The sequence below is a fragment of the Paraburkholderia sp. Ac-20342 genome, from assembly GCF_017104985.1.
GTDB lineage: Bacteria > Pseudomonadota > Gammaproteobacteria > Burkholderiales > Burkholderiaceae > Paraburkholderia.
The window spans coordinates 1-25,979 of sequence record NZ_JAAGPQ010000099.1 but is presented as its reverse complement, the minus strand read 5'-3'; the positions used below and the strand labels follow the sequence as shown (position 1 = coordinate 25,979).

At 63.0% G+C, this 25,979-nt stretch carries 15 protein-coding genes and 4 pseudogenes; 12 read left to right on the top strand and 7 right to left on the bottom strand.

The annotated features are described in order from the left end of the window. Positions 1-319: 319 nt before the first annotated feature. Positions 320-1,366 carry a transporter gene (locus tag G3N58_RS28690; protein WP_167050303.1) on the top strand — a complete coding sequence of 349 codons (1,047 nt, stop codon included), beginning with the start codon at positions 320-322 and terminating at the stop codon, positions 1,364-1,366. Between the two features lie 351 nt (positions 1,367-1,717). On the opposite strand, the pseudogene G3N58_RS28685 reads toward G3N58_RS28690, so the two are convergent. Next, positions 1,718-1,870 (bottom strand): annotated as a pseudogene (locus G3N58_RS28685) (SDR family NAD(P)-dependent oxidoreductase); the annotation flags it as partial. Positions 1,871-1,966: 96 nt separating this feature from the next. Here G3N58_RS28685 and G3N58_RS28680 point away from each other — a divergent pair. Together G3N58_RS28680 and G3N58_RS28675 are read left to right on the top strand one after the other, a co-directional pair. Beyond that, complete coding sequence (locus G3N58_RS28680; RefSeq protein WP_206000873.1) at positions 1,967-3,160, top strand: SGNH/GDSL hydrolase family protein; 1,194 nt, start codon at positions 1,967-1,969, stop codon at positions 3,158-3,160. Positions 3,161-3,921: 761 nt separating this feature from the next. After that, positions 3,922-5,496 carry a hypothetical protein gene (locus G3N58_RS28675; RefSeq protein WP_206000872.1) on the top strand — a complete coding sequence of 525 codons (1,575 nt, stop codon included), beginning with the start codon at positions 3,922-3,924 and terminating at the stop codon, positions 5,494-5,496. Between the two features lie 123 nt (positions 5,497-5,619). On the opposite strand, the gene G3N58_RS28670 is transcribed toward G3N58_RS28675, so the two are convergent. Then, positions 5,620-6,504, bottom strand: coding sequence for a LysR family transcriptional regulator (locus tag G3N58_RS28670; protein ID WP_206000871.1), 885 nt, complete (start codon positions 6,502-6,504; stop codon positions 5,620-5,622). 150 nt (positions 6,505-6,654) lie between these two features. Between G3N58_RS28670 and argC the strand changes: the two genes are divergently transcribed. Then, on the top strand, positions 6,655-7,584 hold the full coding sequence (gene argC, locus G3N58_RS28665; protein WP_206000870.1) for an N-acetyl-gamma-glutamyl-phosphate reductase: 930 nt from the start codon (positions 6,655-6,657) through the stop codon (positions 7,582-7,584). Between the two features lie 113 nt (positions 7,585-7,697). On the opposite strand, the gene G3N58_RS28660 is transcribed toward argC, so the two are convergent. Further along, complete coding sequence (locus G3N58_RS28660; protein ID WP_206000869.1) at positions 7,698-8,105, bottom strand: SRPBCC family protein; 408 nt, start codon at positions 8,103-8,105, stop codon at positions 7,698-7,700. Between the two features lie 315 nt (positions 8,106-8,420). On the opposite strand from G3N58_RS28660, the gene G3N58_RS28655 reads away from it, so the two are divergent. Continuing rightward, positions 8,421-9,548 (top strand): aminotransferase class V-fold PLP-dependent enzyme, encoded by a 1,128-nt coding sequence (locus G3N58_RS28655; RefSeq protein ID WP_167285624.1) that lies wholly within the window; start codon positions 8,421-8,423, stop codon positions 9,546-9,548. A 143-nt stretch (positions 9,549-9,691) separates the two neighbouring features. Here the strand turns inward: G3N58_RS28655 and G3N58_RS28650 are convergent, their stop codons facing one another. The 4 genes and pseudogenes from G3N58_RS28650 to G3N58_RS28640 form a co-directional block, all read right to left on the bottom strand. Next, positions 9,692-10,879: a pilus assembly protein TadG-related protein gene (locus G3N58_RS28650; RefSeq protein WP_167050318.1), complete on the bottom strand. Its 1,188-nt coding sequence runs from the start codon at positions 10,877-10,879 to the stop codon at positions 9,692-9,694. A gap of 10 nt (positions 10,880-10,889) precedes the next feature. Further along, positions 10,890-11,279 carry a TadE family protein gene (locus G3N58_RS28645; RefSeq protein ID WP_345889947.1) on the bottom strand — a complete coding sequence of 130 codons (390 nt, stop codon included), beginning with the start codon at positions 11,277-11,279 and terminating at the stop codon, positions 10,890-10,892. Between the two features lie 480 nt (positions 11,280-11,759). After that, positions 11,760-11,910 (bottom strand): annotated as a pseudogene (locus tag G3N58_RS34320) (IS5/IS1182 family transposase); the annotation flags it as partial. A gap of 16 nt (positions 11,911-11,926) precedes the next feature. Next, on the bottom strand, positions 11,927-13,306 hold the full coding sequence (locus G3N58_RS28640) for an alginate lyase family protein (RefSeq protein ID WP_167285622.1): 1,380 nt from the start codon (positions 13,304-13,306) through the stop codon (positions 11,927-11,929). Positions 13,307-13,990: 684 nt separating this feature from the next. Between G3N58_RS28640 and G3N58_RS28635 the strand changes: the two are divergent. The 7 genes and pseudogenes from G3N58_RS28635 to G3N58_RS28605 form a co-directional block, all read left to right on the top strand. Continuing rightward, positions 13,991-14,779: pseudogene (locus G3N58_RS28635) on the top strand (acyltransferase); the annotation flags it as partial. A gap of 50 nt (positions 14,780-14,829) precedes the next feature. Continuing rightward, positions 14,830-15,495, top strand: a pseudogene (locus G3N58_RS28630) (LysR substrate-binding domain-containing protein); the annotation flags it as partial. Between the two features lie 181 nt (positions 15,496-15,676). Next, the gene (locus G3N58_RS28625; protein ID WP_206000867.1) at positions 15,677-17,176 is read left to right on the top strand and encodes an aldehyde dehydrogenase family protein; all 1,500 of its coding nucleotides are present in this window, start codon (positions 15,677-15,679) and stop codon (positions 17,174-17,176) included. Between the two features lie 350 nt (positions 17,177-17,526). Then, positions 17,527-19,341, top strand: a complete 1,815-nt coding sequence (locus G3N58_RS28620) for a DUF2138 domain-containing protein (protein WP_206000866.1) — start codon at positions 17,527-17,529, stop codon at positions 19,339-19,341. 187 nt (positions 19,342-19,528) lie between these two features. Next, positions 19,529-20,182, top strand: a complete 654-nt coding sequence (locus G3N58_RS28615; RefSeq protein WP_240159387.1) for a DUF1175 family protein — start codon at positions 19,529-19,531, stop codon at positions 20,180-20,182. Further along, entirely contained in the window at positions 20,179-25,074 is a 4,896-nt protein-coding gene (locus G3N58_RS28610; protein ID WP_206000865.1) for an alpha-2-macroglobulin, read from the top strand. The genes G3N58_RS28615 and G3N58_RS28610 overlap by 4 nt, the downstream gene beginning before the upstream one ends. An 11-nt stretch (positions 25,075-25,085) precedes the next feature. Next, positions 25,086-25,979 (top strand): DUF2300 domain-containing protein (locus G3N58_RS28605; RefSeq protein WP_241017266.1); only part of this gene is annotated, 894 nt, incomplete at its 3' end.

The window sequence follows — 25,979 nt, the reverse complement described above, 5'->3', positions numbered from 1 at the left end:
CCGGCTTCTCACTCTGAGTGCCGGGGTCCGGCCGTTTACGGCGTCAGGGATACGCCGCCGGATCCCGAAGCCGCAGCGTTCGAACGGACCCGGGCGTCATGCCGCCCGCGTTCTCCACAATCCCCCGTCGCGCAGTCTTCAGTGCTGCCCAGCCCGCTGTGCCGACAAATCGCGATCTAGCGCAATCCTATGACTTCTTGGTGACAATCCAGCCATCGCGATCCGGCAATACGACGCCAGAAGCGCGGGCGTCAACCTTCTTTCAATTGGTCACGCTATGCTCACGTATTCCTCCCGGAAAGCCGGCGCTGAGTGACCTATGAAATCTGATCTGCTATTACAAACCTACGGCGCAGACCTGACCGGCATGGTCTGCGGGTTCCGCTTTACGCCAACGCATGCTGGCCAGCCGCTCGACGCGGACGAAGTCATCGCATGGTGTCGCGAGCATAAAGCGGACACGGCCGTGAAAGAGGGAGAGGGAAGCGACGAATTCCTGTGGCTGCATTTCAATCTCGCGCACAGCGCAAGCGAACGCTGGATGAGGTCACAACTCGATTTGCCGGAAACGTTCTTCGACGCATTGCGCGAAGGCTCGCATTCAACGCGGATCGAACATGCGGACGGCGCATTGCGCGCGGTCGTGAACGACGTCATATTCAACCTCGAATTCATTCCATCTGAAATCGCGACCCTCTGGATCTACGTGCATAAGCGCATCATCGTCACGGCTCGCCTCAAGCCGCTGCGTTCGATCGACCGCTTGCGCGCGTCCGTGCGCGACGGCGAGATATTCAGATCGGCCGTGGAGTTGCTGGTGCATCTGATGCGCGACCAGGCCGACCTGCTCGTGCAGATCGTCCGGCGTACCAGTGCCGACGTCGATCGGATCGAAGATCGCTTCCTGTTGCAACGTCCGACGCAAAATCGGCTCGACCTCGGCGCGATGCGCCGCACGCTGACGCGTTTGCAACGCATGCTCGCACCGGAGCCCGGTGCGATTTTCCGTCTGTTGGCAAGGCCGCCGCGCTGGCTTCATCCGGAAGACGTGCAGGACCTGCGCGAATCGACGGAAGAGTTTTCGGTCGTTCTCTCGGATGTGGCAGGTTTAATCGAGCGGGTCAGGCTGCTGCAGGAGGAAATCACCTCGCGTCTCGACGCGCAGAACAACCGCACGCTGTTCACGCTGACGCTCGTCACGGTGCTGGCGATGCCGATCAATATCGTCGCGGGCTTCTTCGGTATGAACGTCGGTGGCGTTCCGCTCGCCGAGAACAAGAATGGCTTCTGGGTGATGGTGCTGCTGGTCGCGGGCTTTACCGGCCTCGCTGGCTGGTGGGTATTTCGCCGAAGAAGAGAGCGTTAAAGAAGGGCGCGTTGAAGGAACGTGGCGCTAAAAGGAGCGTTGCCGCACGCGGCAGGTTCGGCCCGTTTTCACGGAGACCAACCCAACCGTGGCGATTCGAACTGAAACGCCGGAGTACATCGAGCAACGAAATATGATTATAGGGACGTGGCTACCTCGCATTTATGTTTGTGGGGGAAATGTTCGGGGTAACTGATGGGGCGGAGGGGAGGTATGGCGGGATGGCCGGGAAAGTTCTAAACGATGTCTATCAGGAAGAGCTCGATGAGTTCATGCGCTGGATGAAGAGAAGAAGTATGAGGTGACAACACCGTTGCTGATTGTTTTGTTCGTGCTATTCATCGGTTCGGGTGTAAGAGGCGTATCCACGAGGCCAGGTGCAACAGCATTCACACGGATATCCGGGGCGAGCGAAAGGGCACGCAGGCGGGTCACGTGGTTGAGTGCTGCCTTGGTCGCGGCATAAGGAATGGATGCACCTTTTGGCCGGACCCCGGCATTCGATCGGCTACACCGAAAGACCATTACTGACTCAAGCCCGGGTCGGCAGCCACGCACGGTTTGCTAAGATCGCTGCTCTCAAGTTGGGATCGATCATAGATGACAAACGACCGGCCGCTTTGGGTCGCTACACCCATTACCCCGGAACTGTTGCGCGGCGGCGCCGAATTGGAACAAACCAGCCGCGGACTCATACTGCACCGCCTGTCCGCTCGGGCTCGCGCTCAGTGTACAGATCCTCAACTGGCGATGGCAGAGTCGCAGCCGTCGGGCGTGCGACTGGTGTTCCGCACCCAGGCGACGGTTATTGAAATCGATGTGCTCCCGACGCGGTACATCTATGCCGGCGTCCCGCCCAGGCCGGTCGGCGTGTATGACCTGCTCGTCGATGGTCAACTGGTCCGCCAGGGCAGCGCAGTCGGCGGAGACGTCATCACGATCGACATGGCCGCCGGTACGGCTTCGAAACAGCCAGGTCCCGTCGGCACCGTCCGCTTCACCGGTCTGCCGGGCCACGACAAGCAAGTCGAGATATGGCTGCCGCACAACGAAACCACGGAGCTCGTTGCGTTGCGTACCGACGCCCGCATCGGCCTTGATGCGGATCACGGTCGAAAGGTCTGGCTGCACCACGGCAGCTCCATCAGCCAGGGTTCCAATGGCGACAGCCCCACCGCGATCTGGCCTGCGCTCGCCGCCTCGCGTGGTGGCGTGGAGCTCATTAATCTCGGCTTCGGCGGCGGCGCTTTACTCGACCCCTTCACGGCTCGGGCGATGCGAGGCACCCCGGCCAACCTGGTTAGCGTGAAAATCGGCATCAACCTCGTCAACACGGATTTGATGCGTTTGCGTGCCTTTACGCCAGCGGTTCATGGCTTTCTCGACACAATCCGCGAGGGCCATCCGACCACGCCGCTACTCGTCATTTCGCCCCTCTACTGCCCTATTCACGAGGACACGCCTGGCCCCGGCGCATTCGACCAAAGTGCGCTGGCGGCAGGAAAGGTATCGTTTCGCGCGACAGGCGACCTTGCCGAGCGTAAGGCTGGCAAGCTGACGTTGACCGTCATCCGGGGAGAATTACGGCGCATTGTGCAGCAGCGAGCCGCGGACGATCCGCACCTGCACTATCTCGATGGACTAGACCTGTACGGCCCACAGGATTTCGTCGATCTGCCGCTTCCCGACCAACTCCACCCGGATGGCCGCGCGCATCGACGCATTGGCGAGCGGTTCGCCGAGTTTGCATTCGGCTCCGATGGACCCTTCTGCGTCGAGCGCCTGGAGCTATAGGGCGAGGCAATATTTCCGGAAGCGAACATTCGAGCGGAACGCGTGAGTGTCGCTTCACGGCCGAAGCCGGTCCTGATGTCGAACTGCGAAATGCCGCTCCCGACCAACCCGCCACACCCGCTTTCCCCTCACCCAAACCATTCCAAAACCGACGATCACGCCCAGCGTAATCTTTATCGCCGTGATCGCGTCCCCAAAAGCCACGCCCGAATTCATCCCAAAGCCAGGAACGAGCAACGCCATAGCCGCCCCGTAGGCAGCGCCTTCGCGCGAAAACATGCCTGACGTCCATCGCTCTTTAGACGTTCGTCGCGTCAGACACAGAAGGCGCGGAAAAAGTAACCTCTGCCTGTCTATTCGTCAGAAAAATAAGCCTATTTCTTACCGGCCTCTAATCTCTCGTCCATTCGTTGCCGACATCCAGGAATGTCTTACCTGGAAAGGGGCAGAGAAAGAGGTAATTACTACTGAGTCACCATCGCTTATTCCTTTTGGCGAATTTGGGCAAAGTCGCTCGCTTGCTGCGCCAACGCAGACCAGGTGAGCGTCGCTCCGGTAATCGAAATCCTTCCGACAAGCAGATCGATAGAACACGCGGCGCCTTGATAAACGTCTGGGCGTCGCCGCCAGATCGTGCCGTACCCGGTTGATCAGTATGCCGAATTAAAAGGTTCATTTGCATTCGGTCGCACGTGTGATTCGTGTGACCCGAGCGCGTACCTACTGAATTTTGCCGGGTCTCCCGGCTGCGGATTATTTCTGTGATCAATCGACGACAATTCCTCGGCTGCCTGACGGCGGCTGCAAGCAGCTATGTACTGGTGGCGTGTGGCGGTGGGGGCGACGACGCCCCCGAGCCTGGCGACAGCACCAGTGCGGCCAAGGTCCAGACAAAGGCCGGGGCAGCGGCTAGCCTTTCTCCCTCGATCAACGGTACGACAACGCCGCCAGCGGCGTCCATTGTCGACTCCGGCGGCAATGTGTGGACGCTCTCCAGCGGGTATATCTACAGGAACGGAACCAAGGATGCCGGCTCGTACAACGTCACTACGCTGCTGTGGTATAGCGGCAGCGTCTACCAGGAAAACACGAGCGGGGCTTTCTATCAGTGGACGGGGTCGGGGTGGGTGGCCTCTCTCGATCCGCGCCTCGGGGGCACGTCGGTGGACGGCACGGTCATTCCGTCGGCGTCTTACATCATCGACAAGTCCAACAACGTCTGGACCGTTTCGAACGGCTATATCTACAGGAACAAGATCCAGGACCCGTACTCCTACAACGTCAGCCTGCTGTTGTGGTACGGCGGCCTGATTTTCCAGCGCGGAACGGGCGGGCAGTTCTATGTTCTGACCTGCAACGGCAACTGGCTGCCGTGCGCGGACCCGCGTATCGCCGCGACGGCAACGCCGGGTGCGTTCTACGGCGTGAACGGACACTACGATTATCCGTTCTCGCCCGCGCAGGTCGTCAGCGCATTGCGCTCGCTCGGGTGTACGACGTATCGCATCGGTTGCGTCAACACGCCGGCCCAGTTGAACCCCGTGATCGCCATGGCTAGCGCTTTCCAGGCCGCCGGGCTGACGCTTTTTACCCTCGTCAATTACGGGCTGCGCGACGTCAACAATGTTCTGTACACGAGTGAAGCGGCGGCCTATCAGGCTTCATTCGCAGGGGCCGCGGCAATTGCCACGGCGCTCGCGCCGTATGGCGTCACGATGTACGAATGCGGCAATGAACTGACGCGCGACCCGGCGATCATCCTGAACCCGGCCACGGCCGGCACTGGCCGTGGCGACTTCAACAATGCGAACTGGCCGATCATGCGCGGTGTCATGCGCGGCATGATCGACGGTATCAAGTCCGTGCAGCCGCACGCGAAGTGCGGCATCAACTTCTGCGTGGCGGATATCGCCGCTTCCGACATGCTCTGGGACGGTATGCAGCCGGATGGCTCGGGCGGTTACCCCCAGGTGCGCTGGGACACCACGACCTGGCACAGCTATCAGGTGTATGGCGATATCTTCAATGTCGGCACGGACGGCGCCGGTCCGGGTTTCAATCTGCCGGTCTATTGCAAAGCACGCTATGGGGTGCCGTTCATGATCTCCGAATGGAACGCCAATCCTGAGCAAACCGAAACTTTCCGGGCAAGCTACGTCAGTCAGCAACTCGGCGAGTTTTATGCGGCCCGCAAGACGGTTGCGATGCAGTCGGTGATGTACTACGAATTGACGAGCGGTGACGAGACGTATGGCATCGTGACGAACAACCTGGTGCCGATCCAGCCGACTTACGGTGCGTTCAAGAGTTTTGTCGTGGCGCATCCCGACACCTGAGCCATTGCGGATACCCGAGCCGGCATTCACGATGGCGTCCGCGGCGAACACTGCGGACGCAAATCATGGCCTGGATGACCACGGCTTTTTGCTTCTGCGGGTGGCACACAAATACGACAACGCCTACGCCACTCGCAGACCCCATAACACATCGAGTACGTGTTGCGTGGAACGCTCGACGTACCCCGCGCGATGCGCGATGCCTAGCCGACGCCACAACGCGGGGCGCAGCGGACGCATGACAATGCGCTTGTCCGGTAACGGCGTGGTGGCCTCATGGGGCAGTAGTGCCGCGCCGTAACCCGCCGCGACCAGACTCTTGATCGCGTCGTTGTAGTTGAGCTGAATACGCGGCGCCGGATGGTGCCCGGCGGCCGCGAACCATTCCGCCGTCAGACGCGAGAGGCGCGTGGTCGCGTCATTGAGAATGAGCGGCTGGGCAGCGAGCCATTCGGGTGTGACGCGGGCCGGACACCGCCAATGCGCCGGCACGAAGGACATTACGGGGTCGCGGCGCCACGGCTTTATCACGAGTCCAGCCACGGGGGGCTGAGGCAGGGCGACCAGCCCGACATCCAGCGTTCCATCCGCCAGTCGCGATAGCGTTTCTTGCGAAGTCAGTACGGCCACCTGAACGTCGATGGCGGGATGGTGTTGACGCAGCACCTCAAGCGCTTGCGGCAGCAGATGCGCGATCGCGCCTGTCGACGCACCGAGCCGCGCGCGTCCTTCGAGTCCCTGCACCTGGCGTTGAATATCGTCCAAGGCCTGTTCCGCATCGGCCAGCAGCCGACGCGCGCGCTCCACCAGCACCTCGCCGATTGCCGAGGGCTTGACCTGTCCGCGCTTTCGCGACAGAAGCGGTGCCCCAATGCGGTTTTCGAGTTCGGCGATGTGGAGGCTGACCGTTGGCGGCGCCAGGTGCAATGCACGCGCCGCATCGGCGAATGAGCCACGCTCGGTAATGGCGACCAGAGTGCGCAGGCGGTCCAGGCTGATCTCTCGCATGTTCTCGTCCTAATTCAGAAAAGCTGAATATTCACGTTATGAAATTCAACTTTCTCTATTCTAGCGGTGCATGGAATATAGGGGCTTGTTCTTGCCTGTTACGACCTATAACGGCCTATAAAAACCTATAGCCAGCGGAGTATTTCACGTATGAGCTCTCCTGTTGTTTTCATCGACGGCGACCAGGGCACGACCGGCCTGCAAATCCACGAACGGCTGCGCCACCGGACCGACCTTGAACTGTTCACGCTCGCCGAAGCGGAGCGCAAAGATCCGCGGCGTCGCGCGGAAGCCATCAACGCTTGCGATATCGCCATCCTCTGTTTGCCCGACGACGCCGCGCGCGAGGCCGTGCAGGCCATCGTCAATCCCGCCGTCAGGGTTATCGACGCCAGTTCCGCGCACCGCACACAGCCGGACTGGACCTACGGTTTTGCGGAAATGACGCAGGGACAGGCTGAGCGCATTGCGAACGCACGTCGGGTCACTAATCCCGGCTGCTATCCGACCGGTGCGATCGGCTTGCTGCGTCCTCTGTTGCAGGCCGGGCTCATACCCGGCAACTACCCGGTCAGCATTCATGCGGTGTCCGGCTACTCCGGACGTGGGCGTGCCGGCGTGGAAGAGCATGAGGGGCAGGGGGCCGCCGGCGCGCCCGCATACCAGGTGTATGGCCTGGAACTCGCGCACAAGCACACGCCTGAGATTCAGCAGCACGCCGGGCTCGCGCAGCGTCCCATTTTCGTCCCCGCGTATGGTGCGTTCCGTCAGGGCATCGTGCTGACAGTACCTCTGGCGTTGCGGCTGCTTGCCCCCGACGTGGATGGCGCTACGTTGCACGCATGCCTCGCGCGTCACTATGCCGAGGCGGCTCATGTGCAGGTCTTGCCGCTGCATGAATCGTGCGCCTTGAAGCACCTGGACCCGCAAACGTTGAACGGTACGAACGACATGCGTTTAAGCGTGTTTCCCAACATGGAACACGGGCACGTCCTGCTGTCCGCTGTTTTCGATAATCTCGGCAAGGGCGCGTCCGGCGCCGCGGTTCAGAACTTGGACCTGATGCTCACGCGGCAATAGGGGCTGGTGATTGGAATTAACGTTCGAGCCACACGCCTCTGCCAACAATGGTTGTCTATCTGGTCGTGGCTGGCGAATGCTTCATATTCGCCGGCTGACGCGATTGCATATGGTCAGGATGACTGTGCTTCGAGCAGTGCTTTAAGTTTGTTCAAGTCACGCACGACCCATTGCGCGTCGGCGGCAAATTTGTCGTCACTCATACCGGGTACACGGAAGAGCGTGAACTGTACTTCGCTTCCCGTACCGTTTGCGATGATCCGCATGGGTATGTAAATCTCGCTGCCGTCGGGAAGTTCGACATAATGATCGAGTACACCGTACTCGTTGGGTTCGGTGAAGCGGATCTTCGCGAGACCATTCTCGCCTTCGAAGTGCCACACGTTTCCTTCGTTGCCGAGGGGCTTGCCGAGACCCGATGCCCAGCGCACGAACGAGGCGGGCCATGCCGTGAAGTCATAGACGTCCTTCAGGCTTCGCTGGATCGTGATGCTGATTATTTTCGATTCGGCGGTTGGCATCGTAAGGCGCTCCGAAGTGGGACGAAGTTGAGTAGATAGGCAGCGGGGGGCCGCGGACTTGCCGTGACTGCCCGCCGATTGTCGGCGATTCGGCGATGTATGTCGAACGGCCTTTCCTGGCCGAGGCCGGTCCGATCTCCGTGGGCGCGCAACTTCGCGCGTGCTCCATATAACGAACAAAAATATGCCCCCGGCGAGCAGTATTTGTGATTTGATACCGCTGCAACAGGGCAAATATGCTTTTGCTTCAGTGACAGGCTGCTTTCGTTAGAATCTACGTCAGATTCTATTCTTCATCTTTTACCGGAGGCGAACGTGCCAGGTTTACTTCCCCATGTCGACCCCGATGGGCTCCTCGAATATTCCGTGGTTTACACCGACCGGTCGATCAATCATATGTCGCAACGCTTTCAGGGCGTCATGCGGGATATTTCCGGTTCCCTGAAAAAAGTCTACAACGCGAAGTCGGCCGTGATCGTTCCCGGCAGCGGGACTTTCGGCATGGAAGCCGTTGCCCGGCAGTTCGCGACGAACAGGAAGTGTCTGGTTGTCCGCAATGGCTGGTTCAGTTTCCGCTGGTCGCAGATTTTCGACATGGGCGGTATTCCGTCCGAATCGACGGTGCTGAAGGCGCGTCCCGTCGAACAGGGACGGCAGGCCGGCTATGCACCGGCGCCAATCGAAGAAGTGGTCGCCGCAATCAGGGAACACAAGCCGGACCTGGTCTTTGCGCCGCACGTCGAAACTGCATCCGGCATGATGCTTCCCGATGCCTGGTTGCGCGCGGTGTCCGACGCCGTGCATGCCGTCGGCGGCATGTTCGTACTGGATTGCATCGCTTCCGGGACGATCTGGGTCGACATGCAGGCGAGCGGCGTCGATATCCTGATCAGCGCGCCGCAAAAGGGATGGAGCGCGTCACCCTGTTGCGCGCTGGTCATGCTGAGTCCTCTCGCCAGGGAAAGAATCGACGCGACAACCAGCACCAGTTTCGCCTGCGATCTTCGCAAATGGCTGCAGATCATGGAAGCCTACGAGAACGGCGGATTCGCGTACCACGCCACGATGCCCACAGACGGTCTCGCGACGTTGCGCGACGTGATGAAGGAAACCGAGGCATACGGTTTCGACAAGGTGAAAGCGGAGCAGATTGAACTCGGCAGGCGCATTCGCTCGCTCCTGACAGGCAAAGGTTTCAGAAGCGTGGCCGCCGAAGGCTTCCAGGCCCCGAGTGTCGTGGTCAGCTACACCGATGACGATGGCATACGATCCGGCAAGAAATTCGCCGATGCCGGCTTGCAGATCGCGCCCGGCGTTCCGCTTGAATGCGACGAGCCTGAAGATTTCAGAACCTTCCGCGTCGGATTATTCGGGCTGGACAAACTGCATGACGTCGAAGCTACGGTTGCCAGGTTCGCTAAGGCGTTGGACCGTATTCTTTAGTGTGTTTTTCCGGAGCGTGCGCGCATGGCGCGCGTCCGCACCGGAATCGTGGCTGATATGACGCGCGCGGCAATGCCTTGTCTTTACGGTGGCCGCGCTATTTCTCAGGCGGCTCTGTTTGCCACGACGTGTCTATTGCAAAGTTACTGCACCAGCCGAGGCATCATGATCGTCCCATAGTCGGGGCCGATGCCGTCCATCTGGCTGTTTTTGCAGTAGTTGGGGTCGTTGCCCATCTGAACGGTGATAACCGCGTTGGAGCCGCTGCCTGTTTCGTTGAGGATATGCAGGCACCCGAATGCGACTATCGGCAGCGTGCTCCCTTGTGCCCCCGTGACGTTACTCACCACCGCGACCGTCACCCAGGCACAACTACCGGCTGTACCCGCCGCGACCTGGCTGCAGGTTGCAACATTATGGAATGCATTGCTATTCAGGCCCGTTTCAATATAAATCGGTTGGCCGATAGACATCGGACTCGCATTTCCGCTCGTCATTAACCCGACAACGGAGCTGGAACCAATCTGCGCATTGGCAGAGGAGAGCGAGGTCCATTGCCCCGCGTCGCAATTGGCAGCCTGGTAAGATGCCCTGATCCCGAAGATGTACGGTTGCCCGACCGTCTGCACGATAGGCGTGCCATTGTTCGCCGCCTGGGGATCGGTTGTACTGGTCGCGAGTTTGGGCGAGTTGGTCGACGAATTCCAGTAGGAGTCGTAGAGGCATTGCGACATCACCAGCGGAAACAGCGCCCCAATCTCGGCCGTTCCCGGACTGGCCACGACCGCCGTCGCCGTCGCACTCGTATTCAGCGACTTGATGTTCAGTACCTGCGCCAGGTACACCGGAACGGACCCGTTGGAGTCGGTCCCGTCCTTGTGGACCGTCACCTGGACCGCCGGCACGATGTTTCCGCTCGCGACCGGCGAGGTTGCCTGCGAGACGCCGTTCGCAACATCGGTGACGTCCACATAGCCGGTACTGACATCCGACGATTGCAGTTGCGCGGCGGCTCCCTGGACGTTGTTCGAGGGGCCGAACGAAACAGCTTCGGTCTGCGAGTCGCTCCAATCCGGATTGGCGGCGTTCGCGTTGTTGCAACTGGAGTTGTTGGCTTGAGCGTATAGGCACTGGGCCCCGGCCAGTGCCGCGGCGTCGGCGGCCGTCTGAGCCTGAGCGCGGGCCAGCATCAGGTTGCCAATGTCGATCGCGAGCGCCGCGAAGCCGAGGAGTACGAGCAGCAGCAGGGCGAACATGATGGCCCCCACGCCCTTTTGCTTCCTGATCGATTTTGCGCGGCGCCGAGTATGCACGGCATGGACGTTACTCATGATGTTCGTCCTATTCGTTGTTCATCGTGGCCGTGGAGCTCAAGGTGATCGGTCCGGTTAGCGGGTTCACCAGGGCGCCGAGAACCAGCCCCGTGAACGTATAGGAGACCTTGACGGCCAATGCCGTGCCGAACCCACCGCCCGCGTTCGTCACCGAGACCGACGGCGTGGGCTTTTGCGCCGCAAACGAAATCAGGTACGAGGACGTATAGTTGGTCACGACGTTCGTGATGTCCGTCGTCGAGGGCCTCGGGTTCGTAAGCACGATGCCCGCTCGCGCGCCCTCTCGGGCCGCGTTGGTGATGATCGCCGTGTCGTACAGGACCAGGCCGAATTCGATGATGCCGAACACAACCAGCAGCAGGATCGGCAGGACGAGCGCGACCTCGATGGCAGCCACGCCTTTTTGCTTTTTTTTCAGGCTCATCATTTGACTCCGTGTGCGTTCACACAGCATTCACCGGCAGGACCTGCCACACTAAAGTAGGCGCTCTGCTCCGAACGCCGATTCGGTGGACGCGATCCCGGATTTCGCAAAGACGCGGCTAGTGCGAGGGAATCGAAATGGGAGTGACTGAACCGTCACGAGCCAACGCATATCGGGTTAACACCGATGACGTGGCCGGCCTGAAACAGGATGGAGTTGCGACGGTATGCTTCGCTTGATATCTCATAGTGCCCCCCGACGTTATGAGTCACGCCCTGTTTGGATTGCTGGGTATGAAGGGCGTGGGTAAGCCATCTCGTTGTAATTTTTGGCTTCCGTTTGTACGCAGAATAGGCGACGAATCGGGAGAGGGATGAGTGGTTCCGCACAGTTCTTCGACAATAAACTTTCGCGTGTCTGGTGTCCTTCGGGCGTGCCTCGTGGCCGGTTCAAAAAAAGCTGCTCTCTGCGCCCGCGGATGTTCCCGCAGACGAGAGAGCAGCCAGGTTTGACAAAGCGCTTCGTGGATGTCGGCCCGATGTTCGATGCGAACGCGGAGCCGACGAAAATGATGAAGCCGCGATGCTATCTATTCGATGACGAAAAGACGCTGCCGATGGTCAATCGATGGGATTGGACGGACTGTCGCCATCCGTCAGGACTTCCCATTGTATTTCGTGATCGGTGGGATTCTGGAAAGGAATGACGACGTTAGAGATATAAGTGTGCGTCGAGGGCAGTGCCATCCCCATACGATTTGCGTAGGCATTGTAGGCCCGCATCATCGTCGGCTTGGTGTCGTACTGGAATTGATCTGCCGGCGTGCCGCTGCTGCACAACGAGCCGAATAGTCCTCCTGGCGCGGTAACGAGATCATCGTTCTTGTGACCCGCACTTCCATTCAGCAAATTCGCATTGAATTCGAGTGCCGTGGTCAGACGGGAAGCTTCTGCCGCATAGAGATCCGTGCCTTGAATATAGGCGGTTTCCGCTGCGTTGAAGGTCGCGCCCATGCCGTATTGGGCGTGCCCGAGATCCCGACACGTTTCCTGCGTGACGCCGCTCACCACCGAATCGAATACCGTTTGACCATTCCAGAGCGAGAGGGTGGCCTGGCGGCAGGTCGGACCGCAGGTATTGGTGGGCGAATTACCGCTCGGGCTGCCGGGGAACGTGACAGGCGCATTGCCGTCGAGCGACGCATTGTAGTAGTACGCGGGAATCCACTTTTTCCATTGCGCAACGGCGTCGTCAAACAAGGCCCGGTCGTTGGTGAAAACCGCAATGTCGATCATGCCGTCGATCATGGAGAGCTTCCAGTTGCCCTCTGTCGCGTAGCCGTTGACGCCGTTGATATCCGGCAGATACTGCGTCTTCAGCATGGTCTCGAATGCCTGGGCGTCGGACTCGGACCACCCGCTATACGTGTATCGAATGATTTCGGCGGCTGCCGGAAAAACTTCCGCATTCCAGGCTGCTTCCAGTGGGCCATTGAATCCACTATGTCCGGCTGTCAGATTCTTTGCATAGAAGTTCAGGATCGACACCGTATTTTTTGCATAGGTCTCGTCTCCTGTGAAATACCACATCAACGCCTGGGCATAGGCGGCTGCCGCATCGGCTTTTTCCGCATTGCACCCGTGGTCAACGGATGACACAGCGCCACAGCTAATATTTCCGTCAGTCAGCGTACCTGCCACCGTGTAAGACGCCGAGGCCGACTGGCTGCTTTTCAATTTATTGAATTCATTGACGAACAGTGGATTATTGGCGGCAATTTGCGCCTTCACATAATCGAGCCGTGCCTTCGTTGTCAGAATCCCCGGATGTTTAAATGCCACGACGGCATCCGGCGGCGTGGTCGGGGCTGTGTCGCCCGAGTTGCCGGGCGTGCTGGCGGTGTCGCTGGGCGCCACCGAATTTCCTCCACCGCAGGCACTCAGCATGAGCAGCGCGGCACAGCAAAGCGGCATTTTTGATCGGATAATTCTCTGCAGCATATTTTCTCCATGAATCGTTTTGTTATACATATTTCGGACCATGCGGCTGCGCAATGAAGCGCATTGAGTCTCGGCCGCCGTCACGATCTGCTACGAGCCCGCCCAGCTATTCCTGGTGTCGGGCTCACCGCCCCGTTGTGCACGAGGGAACCGGGCCGTTGCGCTATCGGGCGCAAGCGCTCGGTTAACCTCGGCGTACCATTAGGTATCCTTTTTTATTTATCGGCAGTCAGGCGACGAGAAGCGTGCCGGTCATCTGGCCGTATCACGCGGTACTGATGCGCCAGTCCTGCAGTACGGCTAGCGCAATCTTTTGAATCTGACGGTCATGTCAGGGCTCTCTCAGGTCAATTGCTCGTCGGCGCTAATTAGCCAGGATCGATTATTGTTATCAGTTATATGATGACATAAATCCTACAAATAATTACGCTATGCGTACAGGTGGGGATTACCCGCATCCCGGACTGCACTGTGAATAACGGGTTTTCGAAAGTGGTAACTGCGACGGTATCGTTGAGAATTCAAACGGTCGTTATGTTGTCTGATGAGAGATGACTATTGGGCGGCCGATTATCAAATGCCCCGCGATCGTTGCCGCCAGATTCAACCCGCTATCGGCTGGCAGAATTTTGCCGGTCGAATAATCCGCTGCGACGAGCAGCGAAACCGCCTGCATCTCTCTGGCTCGTCGATCTGGCGTCCCTGACCTTCTGGATGAACGTGCTGATCGGCGCGCACGGCTGGACCAACTATCCATTGGGCGTGTTGTGGTCGCTGTCGGTCGAAGAGATGTTTTACCTGTCGTTTCCGCTGCTCTGCCTCGTCTTGCGGCGGGAGTCCCGGCTGCTGATTTTCTGGCTCGCGATCATTCTCGGCGGCCCTGTCTACCGGAGCTTTCATCAAGGCGATGAGGGCGGTTATCTCTACGCGTACTTCGCCTGCTTCGACGCGATCGCAATCGGCTGCTGCACGGCGCTGCTGGCCCGGCGGATCGTGTGGCGCGGCCGCACGCGGACCGTGTTGCCGTGGCTTGCGGCGGCAGCCATGACGTTCGTCTATCTGTCTCAGCCGATCCGCGACGGCAACGTGCTCGGCGTCACGGCGATGGCTCTCGGCACCGCGGTTCTGCTGCTTGCCGCGCACGATCGCGAGGACGGGCTCCCCATTCGATGCGCGCGCGTGTCGGCGGCATGCGAATGGTTCGGCAGACTGAGCTACGAGCTTTATCTGTTTCACCTCATCGTGCTCGGTCTGCTGCGGACGATCTTTCCGCCATCGCAGGTGACGGGCGACGCGAAGCTGATGTTGCTGACTGGCTATCTGCTGCTTGCCGCCTGGCTCGGCGCGGCGATTCAACGGCTCTACGCGGAGCCGTTGAATCGCCGCATCCGGCAGCGGCTGGTGGCGCGGCGTTCGGGCGAGTCGAACGACCCGAACGACTCGAACGACCGCTGCCGCCGCACACCCGGTTAAGATGGCCCTTTGTCCCGCGAGCGCGTTCCCGCGCCTTATCTGCCGCCATCATGCATTTCGATTTCGTGGATTTGCGTCTGCTGCTTCATATCGCCGATACGCAGAATCTCGCGCGCGCCGCGGAGCGCGCGCATCTGTCGGCGCCGGCTGCCAGCAACCGGGTCAAGAATCTCGAGGAGCAACTCGGCTTCAAGCTGCTGTATCGAACGAGCCAGGGCGTCACGCTGACGCCCGCGGACGAGGCCTTCGTGCATCATGCGCGGCTCGTGCTCGAACGCGTCGAGCATCTGGCCGGCGACATGCAGGAGTACGGCGAGGGCATCGAGGGCCACGTGCGCATCTGGGCCAACACGACCGCGATCAGCGAGTTCATGCCGGCCGTGCTCAGTCGTTTCCTGCGCGACCATCCCGACGTCAACATCGATCTTCGCGAGGTACTGAGCGGCGAGATCGTCAAAGGCGTTGCGGATAGCGCGACCGATATCGGCATCGTCGCGGGCAACGTGCATGCGGGGCATCTGGAGATGCTGCCGTATCGCGACGATCGCCTCGTGCTCGTCACGTCGCGCGACCATCCGCTCGCGAAGCGGGCGTCGGCCGATTTCTCGCAGGTGCTGAGCGCGAACTTCGTGAGCCTGCCCATGTCGAGCGCGATTCACGCGTTCATCATGAGCGCCGCCGATGCGCTCGGCGCGCGTCTCAAGTTGCGCATCCGGGCGCGCACGGACAGCCGTAGCCCGCCTCGCATTGGTCCACTAAAGTTTCCATCTGGAAACATTGCCATGCGCGGCTGACCAACAATCCTCACGGAAACCCCTTCTTGCTGCCATAAAAACCCGCGTGTATAGTTTCCGAACTTACTCTTGTTTCGTATCGGAAATAAAAAAAGGGGTTCATATGGACGCGTCCACCATCCTCGCCGATCTCGGCATTGCTCACGCGGCGCAAGCAGGCGACATCGCGGTTCATTCGCCGATTACGGGCGAGCTGATCGGCCGCGTGGCCAGCAACACGGCGGCCGAAGTCGATGCGGCGCTCGCCCGGGCGAACGACGCCTTCGCCGCGTGGCGCAACGTGCCCGCGCCGCGTCGCGGCGAGCTGGTGCGGCTGCTCGGCAAGCGTCTGCGCGAGCGCAAGCAGGCGCTCGGCGCGCTTGTCTCGCTCGAAACCGGCAAGATCCTGCAGGAAGGCATGGGCGAAGTGCAGGAAATGATCGACATCTGCGATTTCGCGGTCGGTCTGTCGCGCCAGCTGTACGGCCTGACGATCGCGTCCGAGCGGCCCGGTCACCGGATGGCGGAATCGTGGCATCCGCTCGGCACCTGCGTCGTGATCTCGGCGTTCAATTTTCCGGTGGCGGTGTGGTCGTGGAATGCGGCGCTCGCGCTCGTGTGCGGCAACGCGCTGATCTGGAAGCCGTCGGAAAAGACGCCGCTCACGGCGCTGGCCGTGAGCCGCATTCTTGACGACGCGCTCGAGGAATTCGGCGACGCGCCGGCCGGCCTCGCCGCGCTCGTCAACGGTGGCCGTGAGGTGGGCGAAAAGCTCGTGGCCGATTCGCGCGCGTCGCTCGTCAGCGCGACGGGCAGCACGGAAATGGGCCGCAAGGTCGGCGTCGAAGTGGCGAAGCGCTTCGGCCGCGCGCTGCTCGAACTCGGCGGCAACAACGCGGGCATCGTCACGCAAACGGCCGACCACGAACTCGCGCTGCGCGGCATCCTGTTCTCGGCGGTCGGCACGGCCGGACAGCGTTGCACGACGCTGCGGCGTCTGTTCGTGCATGACAGCGTGTACGACAAGACCGTCGAGCGGCTCAAGCAGTTGTATAGCCGCGTGCCGATCGGCAACCCGCTCGACAAGGGCACGCTGATGGGGCCGCTGATCGACCGCCAGGCGTTCGAGCGCATGCAGGAAGCGCTGCGGCAGGCGCGGGCCGAGGGCGGCGCGGTGTCCGGCGGCGAGCGCGTCGACGTAAAGGGTTATGAGGGCGGCTACTACGTGCGGCCGGCGATCGTCGAGATGCCGGCGCAAACGGCGGTCGTGCTGAAGGAAACCTTCGCGCCGATTCTCTACGTGCTGCGCTACAGCGATTTCGCCGCTGCTGTCGACGCGAACAATGCCGCGCATCACGGTCTGTCGTCGTGCGTGTTCACGAACGATCTGCGCGAGGCGGAACGTTTCCTGTCCGCGTCGGGCAGCGATTGCGGCATCGCCAACGTCAATATCGGGCCGAGCGGCGCGGAGATCGGCGGCGCGTTTGGCGGGGAGAAGGAAACCGGCGGTGGCCGCGAGTCGGGCTCGGATGCGTGGAAGGCCTATATGCGTCGCGCGACCAATACCGTCAATTACTCGTCGGCGTTGCCGCTGGCGCAGGGTATCGACTTCAGCCTCGACTGAATAAGTGCCCGAAAAAATGAAACGCGCGCTTGAGTTGTTTTGAGTTCGGTAATAAATCTTTAAACCATAGCGAAGCGGCGTGGCATGAAATAACCCGGCGAGCATAGCGTGTGCGGCCGGGTTTTTTATGCGCAGGCCCGCTTGACGGGAAATAAAAATCGGCCCCATGCCGAAATATTTTTCATTGGCAATCGACCGTGCGCAACTGATGGTTAAATGCCAACAGCATGCGGGTTTTATTCAAAGATATCGGTTATCATCGCCCGGCATCAATATCCGCTGCCGCAGGTTTCCAATTCCGCGCGGCATCGGCGTTAATAGCGTCGCGTCGAACCAGAAGAAGAAATCAGATGAAGATCTCGCGAAAAAAGCTGGTAATCCTGAGCGTCGGTCTTCTGGTCGTGGCCGGCATCATCGTGCAGGCGGTATGGCGTCCGTTCGCGCATCGCAAGGCCGCGCAAAACAACGCCGTCGTCCTCGATATTCACCATCCCGATGCAGTGATCGACAGCGAAGCGCTGTCGCGTCTGCCGCGCGACATCGTGCGCGTGCCGTTGCTGCACGACGTGCTCACGCAAGATTTCGTCGACTACTACGAAGCGGACCCGACGCGCCTGTCCGCCGAAGGCGCGCTGCGGCGTCTCGCGTTCGAGCATCAACTGGACTGGCGCGACGAACTGCTGCGCCGCGTATTCGACGAACCCGCGCATGTGCTGCTGTGGCGTTCGCCCGATGGCCGGCTCGGCAACTGGGTGATGTTGATCCATCGCAATGGCCTCGCGAAGCTGCTGCAAGGGCTCGGCAACGTCGCCGCGAGCGACGCGCAACTGAGCCAGGTCGCGAAGCTCCAGGGCGACGTGCCGGTCTATGCGCTGAAGCTCGCGGTCGGCCGCACGCTGCTGTTCGCGGCGAAGGACGATCGGCTCGTCGTGCTGTCGGCGCCCGGCTTGCTGCTCGACGAAAAGGGCGGCCTGATCGGCGAGCGCGCCGATGCGGTGTCGGAGATGTTGTCGGGGCGCGACGAGGCGGCGCGCGCATACCGGCTCGATAGCTCGGGCGATACTTCCGGCGACGCAACCAAGGGCCATCGGATCGTCGTCTCGGCCAATTACCTGTCGTTCGGTTATCAGGCGTTTTTCTCCGGCATCGACGCGTTGCGCTTCGACTTCGCGCCGGATGCCTCGTCGAACGGCAACGGCGCCACGGCATGGAAAACCTGGGCGCTGATCGATCCCGACAAGCTGCCGCAGAAATGGAACAGCGCGGACCTGTGGCGCGTGCTGCCGGCCAATCCGGCGGCTTGCGCGAGCTTGCCGGCCGACTGGAGCGATGCGGCGGCGCTGCTCGCGAAGGTCACCGACGGCGGCGCGCAGGGCACGGCCGCGCTCGGCGAGCAACTGGCGGGGCCCGCGGCGGTTTGCTGGTACGCGAAGTCGACGCTGCTCGCGCCGGTGTTCGTGGCCCGCGTGAAGTCGCAGGACGCGGCCGGCAGCGTCGCCTTGAAGACCGCGCTCGGCAAGACCTTCGGCGACGTGATCGGCGCGTACGAAGCGAAAGCCGCCGCCGCAGATGGCGCGGCGGCGGGCTATCGTCGTCTGCCGGTCACGATGCGCGAGCAGGGCGCCGACGTTGTCGTGTGGCAGCGGCCGGTCAGTGCGCGATCGGGCACCGCATTGAGCAGCAAGGCATCGTTCGCGGCGCAGTTGTCGGCGGAGCGTTATTTCCCGGTGACGCTCGCGCTCGCGCATGGTTACGTGATCTTCTCGCCGGACGGCCGCCTCGTCGACGACACGCTTGCGGTGCTCGACAAGCGCTACCCCGCGCTCGCCGATACGCTCGCGCCGCAGCGTCTGCCGCGCACGATTCTGACGCTGACGCCGTCGTCCGCCGCCGCGCTGATCGAGCGCGAGGCCGGCGCCGCGTTGCCACCCGATCAGGAGGCGGTGTTCCGCAACGCGTCGCGCACGCATCTGGTGCCGAAGCTGCATGCGCTCGCGCACTATCCGCCCGTGTCGCTGACCTTGCCGCAGAGCTTGCCGGGTTCGGCGGGCTGGGTGCCGGTGGAGTGGTGGTTCGATCGCGCGCAGGGCGATGCCGGTGCGCATGCCGCAACGGACGGCGCGCCGGCAGCGCCGGCGGATCAACCCGGCGCCGGGGCCGACTGACGTGGGCCGGGTTCGCTCGCAGACCGTGGCCGTGCCGCCGGGCACGGCGCATCATCGGTTCTGGCCTGCGCGGATGGCGTCGCCGCTTGCGCGGACAAGCGCCCCATCCTGCGCGCGCGCGCTCCCGGGCGGCACCATGCAGCCCGACCCCGCGCGTCGTCTCTGGTTCGCGCGCGCCGCATCGCTCATGGCACTCGCTGCACTCGCGAGCGCGGCGCCGTTGGCCCACGCGCTCACGAGCACGGCCGCGCAGCCCGACCCCGACGCATTCTCTCCGCAGCAATCGGCCGCGTTTCGCGCCTGGTTCTCGCGCATCGTCGATCAGCAACTGCGGCACGGTCCGACCCCGCGCTGGACGCAGCGCGATTGCGCGGGCCTCGTGCGCTTCGCGGTCGGCGAGACGCTGAAGCCGCACGACAGCAAATGGCTGCGCGCGAACGGCATGACCGGTCTCGCGGACGCGAGCAGCATGCCGCCCGAGTTGCAGCTAACGGCCTCGCAACGCACGCTCGCGAACCGCTGGACGCGCGTCGACGGCTCGACGGGCGCGTATGCGTCGGCGATCGCGCTGATCCAGCGCAACAGCCGCTTCGTCGCGAAAGACATCAACCAGGCTTTGCCGTGCGACCTGCTGTTCTTCGACCAGGGCGACGACCAGCATCTGATGATCTGGCTCGATCGCTACATCGCCTATCACACCGGCACCGTCACGCCGACCGATACCGGTCTGCGCGCGGTCGCCGTTTCCGACCTCGTGCAATGGAAAGATTCCCGCTGGCAGCCGCTCGACGGCAATCCGAATTTCGTTGGCGTGTTTCGTTTGGACTTTCTGACACCATGATCCGAAGAAAAATCGCGTGCGGCCGTTTTTCGAGCGGCGCCTGGGGCGGCGTGTGGCGTCGCGTGGCCTGCCTGTTCACCGCGCTGTTCGTCGCGCTGACACTTGCGTTCGCGTTCACGGCCCCGGCTCGCGCCGACGACGCCGCCGCAGCCGATGACACGGCCGACGCCAACATCGCCGCGAACCCCACGCTGCAAGCGGCGCCGCCGAGCAACTACAGCGCGCAGAAGGTCGACGGCCAGCCGTTCTTTCTGCTGTCCGACGCGAGCTTCGGCAGCGATCAGCTCGCGCAGGTGCGGCTCGAAGCGCCGGGCCGCGATTTCAAGGACGCGTTGCAGCCGTATGGCGGCGCGGACATCGTCGTGTATCGTGTGCCGCAGCCGCTCGAGTTTCTGAAGGCGCAGAAGAATCTGCATCGCCTGAACGTCGCGCCGAATTACCAGGGCGAAGGGCTCGCGAACACGCTCGCGTATCTATGGGACCGGTGGTTCACCGAAGCGCGCCGCGCGTGGCAGCGCGTGCTGTCGTTCGCGACGCGCAGCAAGGTGACCGCGGCCGAGCCGCAATTCAAGCTCGGCGAGCAGACCGGCAAGCAGACGCAGTTCGAGCCGCGCTCGTCGTTTGCGCCGTTGAAGGGCTACGACGTGGTCGCGCGCTTTCGCTATCCGATCTGGGACGCGAAGGCGATTGCGCCGCCGAAGGGCGTGAATCTCGAAGGCAGTAGCAGCAACTTCATCGACGAGAGCGTCGGCAACGTGATGATTCCGGTCGGCAAGCTGCCGCCGGGGCTCTATATCGTCGAAGCCGTGATCGGCAACTATCGCGCGCATACGCTGCTGTTCGTGTCGGACACGGTCGCGGTCGTGAAGGCGACCGCGGGCGGCATGCTCGTGTGGACCGCGCGGCGCGACAACGGCAAGCCGGTCGCGAATACCGAGGTGAGCTGGACCGACGGCGTGGGGGTGCTGCAAAGCGGCACCACCGGCGGCGACGGCGCGCTGCCGTTGCAGCACGTGAGCCCCGAGCGCAGCTATGTGCTCGGCGTCGATCCGCAGGGCGGCGTGTTCGTCTCCGAAAATTTCTATTACGACAGCGAGATCTACAACACGAAGATCTACGCCGTGACGGACCGGCCGATGTACCGGCCCGGCGATACGGTGCAGGTGAAGTTCATCGGCCGCACGTTCCAGAACGCGACGCAATCGTCCGCGCCCGAAGCCGCCGACCTCAAGCTCGACGTGCTCGACCCGAACGGTGCGCCGGTCGCGACGCGCAGCGTGCATTTCTCGTCCGATACCGGCGCGGATACCTCGTTCACCTTGCCCGCCGACGCCACCGCCGGCGGCTACACGCTGCGCTTCGATTATCGCGGCGACGTCTATGGCAGCGCGTTTCGCGTCGCCGAATACGTGAAGCCGCACTTCGATGTGAACCTCGCGATGGAGAAGGCCGACTACGCGACCGGCGAGCCGCTGAAGGGCAAGATCCAGTTGCGCTATCCGGACGGCAAGCCGGTGCGCGACAGCAAGATTTCGGTCACGCTGCGCGCGCAGAAAGTGACGATCGTCGACGGCGAATTGCGTTACGCGGGGCTCTTTCCGGTCAAGCTCGAACAGCAGGAACTGAAGACCGACAGCAACGGCAACGCGGACCTGACGCTGCCGGCCGCGCAGGAGCCGAGTCGCTACGCGCTGACGCTGTTCGCGCAGGACGGCGCCGCGTACAAGGTGCGCGTGACGCGCGAGGTGCTGATCGCACGCGGCGCGACGCCGTATCGCCTGAGCAGCGCGAAGTCGTTCTCGCAGCCGAAGGAAGCGGTCAGCTTCGATCTGCAGCCGCTCGGCGTGCTCGATCCGGCCGCGCATGCGCCGGCGAAATGGCAATGGACGCGCCTCGAATCGCAGACGCACGGCGAAGGCGCGCTGAAAACGGCGGGCGCGGGCGGCAAGCAGTCGTTCCTGGTGCAGTTCGACGAGCCGGGCTCGTACATGGTGTCGGTCAAGGACGATCAGGGCAATCTGCTCGCGGCGGCCAGTCATTGGGTCGCGGGCGACGGGCTCAAGGCGATTCCGGGCAGCGTCGAGATCGTGTTCGATCGCGCGCGCTACAGGATCGGCGATACCGCCGAAGCGCTGATTACGTTCCCCATGCCGGTCGACGACGCGCTGCTCACGCTCGAACGCGACAACGTCGAGCACCGCGCATTGCTGAGCACGGGCGGCGACTGGTTGCAACTGCAACGCATCGCGCCGTCTCAGTGGAAGGCGCGTATCAAGGTCGGCGCCGAGTTCGCACCGAACATGACGTTCTCGGTGCTGTACGTGCATGGCGGCGAATACGTGTTCGAGAACGCGGGCATCGTCGTCGCGCAGCCGAGCATCGAGCTGAACGTGAAGAGCGACAAGCCCGTCTACGGTCCCGGCGATACCGTCACGCTCGACTTCGACAGCACGCTCGCCGGCAAGCCCGAAGCGGCCAATCTGACCGTCAGCGTGGTCGACGAAATGGTCTATGTGCTGCAGCCGGAGATCGCGCCGAACATCGTCGACTTTTTCTATCACCCGCGCCGCAATAACGTGCGCACCTCGTCGAGCTTGTCGTTCATCACCTACGACCTCGCGCGCGCGCCGTTGAAGGGCGCGCCGGGCGGCCCGCAGCGCGCGAACTACAACGAGCGCGGCGTCAAGGTGCTGGAGCGGCCGCGGCGCGACGAGCAGGACACGGCCGCATGGCAGGCGAATCTGAAAACCGATGCGAACGGTCACGCGACCATGAGCTTCCGGATGCCGGACTCGCTCGCGCGCTGGCGCATTACCGTGCGCGCGGCCGCGCCGGACGGCATGGTCGGGCAGCGTACCGCGTACGTGCGCTCGGACAAGGCGCTGTATCTGAAGTGGAGCGGGCCCGCGCATTTCCGCGCCGACGATCAACCGGCCATCGACATGATCGCGTTCAACCAGACCGATGCGGATACCGACGCGCAGTGGGTCGTGAACGGCGGCGGTCTCGCGCTGAACCAGAAGGTGACGTTAAAGCGCGGCGCGAATTATCTGCGTCTGCCGAGCGGCGCGTTGAAAGCCGGCGTGATCGATGCGACGCTGCGCGCGGGCGGCAAGGACGTCGACCGCTTGCAGACGACGATCCGCCTCGACGCGGATGGCTGGCTCGATCTGCATCAGGACACGGTCGCGCTCGACGGCACGGGCAAGCCGCTCGCGCTGCCGGCCGATGCGCAGGACGTCAGTGTGCGTTTCGTCGGCAATGCGGCGAGCCAGTTCATGCGCGTCGCCGACGATCTGATCGCCTATCCGTACGGTTGCGCCGAGCAGACCTCGAGCCGGCTGATTCCGCTTGCGCTCGCGCACGACACGTTGCGCGACATGGGCGGCGAGGCCAATGCCGCGAGCCCGGCGCAGGGGCTCGAAGCGCTGCTGCGCAATCAGCGCCAGCGGCTCGCGATGCTCGCGGGCGTCGGCGGCACGTTCGGCTGGTGGGGCGATACGACGGGCGGCAGCGCATTGATGACCGCCTACGCGTATTACGCCGACTGGCTCGCGAGCCGCAGCCTCGGCATCAGCCTGCCCGCCGACAACTGGCAGCACGCGATGGACGTTTATCGCGACGCCGGCGCGAAGGAGCCGCTGCTGCATCGCGCGCTTGCGCTGTGGTTCCTGCAGCAGATGGGGCTGCCGGTCGCGACGCCGGTCGCGGGCATCGCCGAGGATTTGCAGGGCGACGCGGCGGCGCTGGCCGCAGCGAACGGCAAGGCGGCCGGCGGCACAGGCACAGGCACAGGCACAGGCACAGGCACAGGCACAGCGGCGCGCGGCAATGCAGCCGGTACGGCGGACAGCATCGTGTTCGCGCAGGCCGATTCGCCGCGCGGCAAGCAGATGGCGACGCTGCTCGTTGCGAGCATGGCGCGTGGCGCGAATGCGCCATTGCCGGCGGGCTTCGATGCAGCCGTGAGCGCGGCGCGTGGCGCGCTGGCGAACGATCCCGCGCCGTTGGTGCAAAGCCTGCTCGTCATGACCGGCGCGGGGGCCGGCGCTGCCGATGCCGGCGGCGCGCCGCTCGATCCCGCCGCGCTGCTCGCGAAAAGCAGCGCCGACTATCCGACGATCGATCGCGCCTTGACGCTGCTGTGGCTGCGCAAGGCGCTCGGCGGTGCTGCCGCGGCGTCGCCGCAGCCGCTGCCGACGCTGCAAGGCGCGGGCTGGACGCGCACGACGACGCCGACCGGCGCGCCGCTCTATCGTTGGAACGGCGCCGCCTTGCCGACGACGCTCGATGCGGGCGCACCGCGCGGCGACGTCAGCGCGCTGGTCTCGTATCGCAGTCATACGAGCGAGGACAGCCGGCTCAACATCACGATCGCGCGCCGTCTGTACAAGCTCGAACCGCTCGAAGTCGCGGCCGATCCGAAGAAGGCCGGGGCCGGCGAAAGCCAGCTCGGGCGCGCGACGTTCAGCGCGCATCTGGTGAAGTCCGGCGATCCGCTCGACAGCAACGCGCTCTACGTCGACGAAGTCACGCTGACGCCGCGCTCGGGCAACGCCTACCACTACGGTCTGCTCGACGTGCCGCTGCCGCCGGGCGGCGACGTCGAGGCGACCAGTTGGGGCGTGTCGATCGACGGCCTGCCCGGCGCGAAGGACGGCAGCGGTCCGCAGCCGTTCCAGCGCGCGGCGTCGTACGAGATGGGCGAGCTGGCGTATCACCAGCCGGTGCCGCTGCTCGATAAGCCGGTCACGCTGCGGCAACTGGTGCGCTTCTCGTTGCCCGGCACGTTCACGTTGCCGCCGGCGCGCTACTTCCGCATGTACCAGCCCGACGCGAAGGCGTTCGAGGGCGGCAAGAGCGATCGCATGACGTCGCTGCGGATTCAGTAGGCGAGGCGGCCATGCGTGGGGCGCGTTGGCGGATCGGGGAGTGGTGGGCGGCGCGGCTGCGAGGCGGCGGCGCGGCTGTGTGCGAGGCGCGTGCGGGTGGCGTGTATCGCGGACGGAATGCCGGGGCGGCTTTGGCCGCGGCGACGGGGTTGCCGTCGGCGGCGTTGGCGTTGCGCTCGGCCTTGGCGACGCTGGCCTTGGCCGTGGCGCCCGTTTCGGCTTCGGCCGCTGCCTTGCCGTCGTCATCGCTCACGCTGGCCGCGCATGATCGCCCGGCCAGCCACGGCTCATCATCATCTTCCGCTTCGACCGCGGCTACCCCGCTGCGCTTCGCCTGGCTGCGCGACGACCAGCCCCAGCTCTGGCAAACGGATGCGAGCGGCACGGCGCCCGCGCTTTCGCCGCAAGCCGCGCAAGCGTTGCCCGCGACGCTGGAAACGCCGCTCGGCAGTGTCTGGAAGCTGTTCGTCTACGGCTATCTGGTGGATCGCCACATCGCGACGCCAGACTACGTCTGCAACGGCGGCGACCGCGACGAAGTGTATTGCTGCATGACGGGCGGCCACGTCGACCGCGAGCACGCGCTCGTGCAATCGTGCGGACTCTACTTCGAACCGGCGCGCCTGCAACTCGATTCCGCCGACTGGCGCCGCTACTGGAGCGCCGCGCATGCGCCCGCATGGCTGCTCGACCTGCACGCGCTGACGCCCGCGCGGCGCGTGCCTGTCGCCGATCTGCTGGCCGCGTTGCAGGCGATGCCCGCGCGGCCGCGCGAAGCGGCATCGAGCACGCTCGTGTCGGTGCTGACGAGCGGACGCGGCGAGGGCACGGTGTCGCTATACGGCAGCCTGTTGCGCGCGACGACGTGGACGATGCCGGACCCGGCGCTGCCGGGCGCGTCGATC

Excerpts from the sequence above, each read along its gene's own strand:
- G3N58_RS28610 (WP_206000865.1), top strand. The coding sequence starts at position 20,179 with ATGATCCGAAGAAAAATCGCGTGCGGCCGTTTTTCGAGCGGCGCCTGG.
- G3N58_RS28690 (WP_167050303.1), top strand. The coding sequence starts at position 320 with ATGAAATCTGATCTGCTATTACAAACCTACGGCGCAGACCTGACCGGC.
- G3N58_RS28680 (WP_206000873.1), top strand. The coding sequence starts at position 1,967 with ATGACAAACGACCGGCCGCTTTGGGTCGCTACACCCATTACCCCGGAA.
- G3N58_RS28640 (WP_167285622.1), bottom strand. The coding sequence starts at position 13,306 with ATGCTGCAGAGAATTATCCGATCAAAAATGCCGCTTTGCTGTGCCGCG.
- argC (WP_206000870.1), top strand. The coding sequence starts at position 6,655 with ATGAGCTCTCCTGTTGTTTTCATCGACGGCGACCAGGGCACGACCGGC.
- G3N58_RS28670 (WP_206000871.1), bottom strand. The coding sequence starts at position 6,504 with ATGCGAGAGATCAGCCTGGACCGCCTGCGCACTCTGGTCGCCATTACC.
- G3N58_RS28650 (WP_167050318.1), bottom strand. The coding sequence starts at position 10,879 with ATGAGTAACGTCCATGCCGTGCATACTCGGCGCCGCGCAAAATCGATC.
- G3N58_RS28620 (WP_206000866.1), top strand. The coding sequence starts at position 17,527 with ATGAAGATCTCGCGAAAAAAGCTGGTAATCCTGAGCGTCGGTCTTCTG.
- G3N58_RS28625 (WP_206000867.1), top strand. The coding sequence starts at position 15,677 with ATGGACGCGTCCACCATCCTCGCCGATCTCGGCATTGCTCACGCGGCG.
- G3N58_RS28660 (WP_206000869.1), bottom strand. The coding sequence starts at position 8,105 with ATGCCAACCGCCGAATCGAAAATAATCAGCATCACGATCCAGCGAAGC.
- G3N58_RS28615 (WP_240159387.1), top strand. The coding sequence starts at position 19,529 with ATGGCACTCGCTGCACTCGCGAGCGCGGCGCCGTTGGCCCACGCGCTC.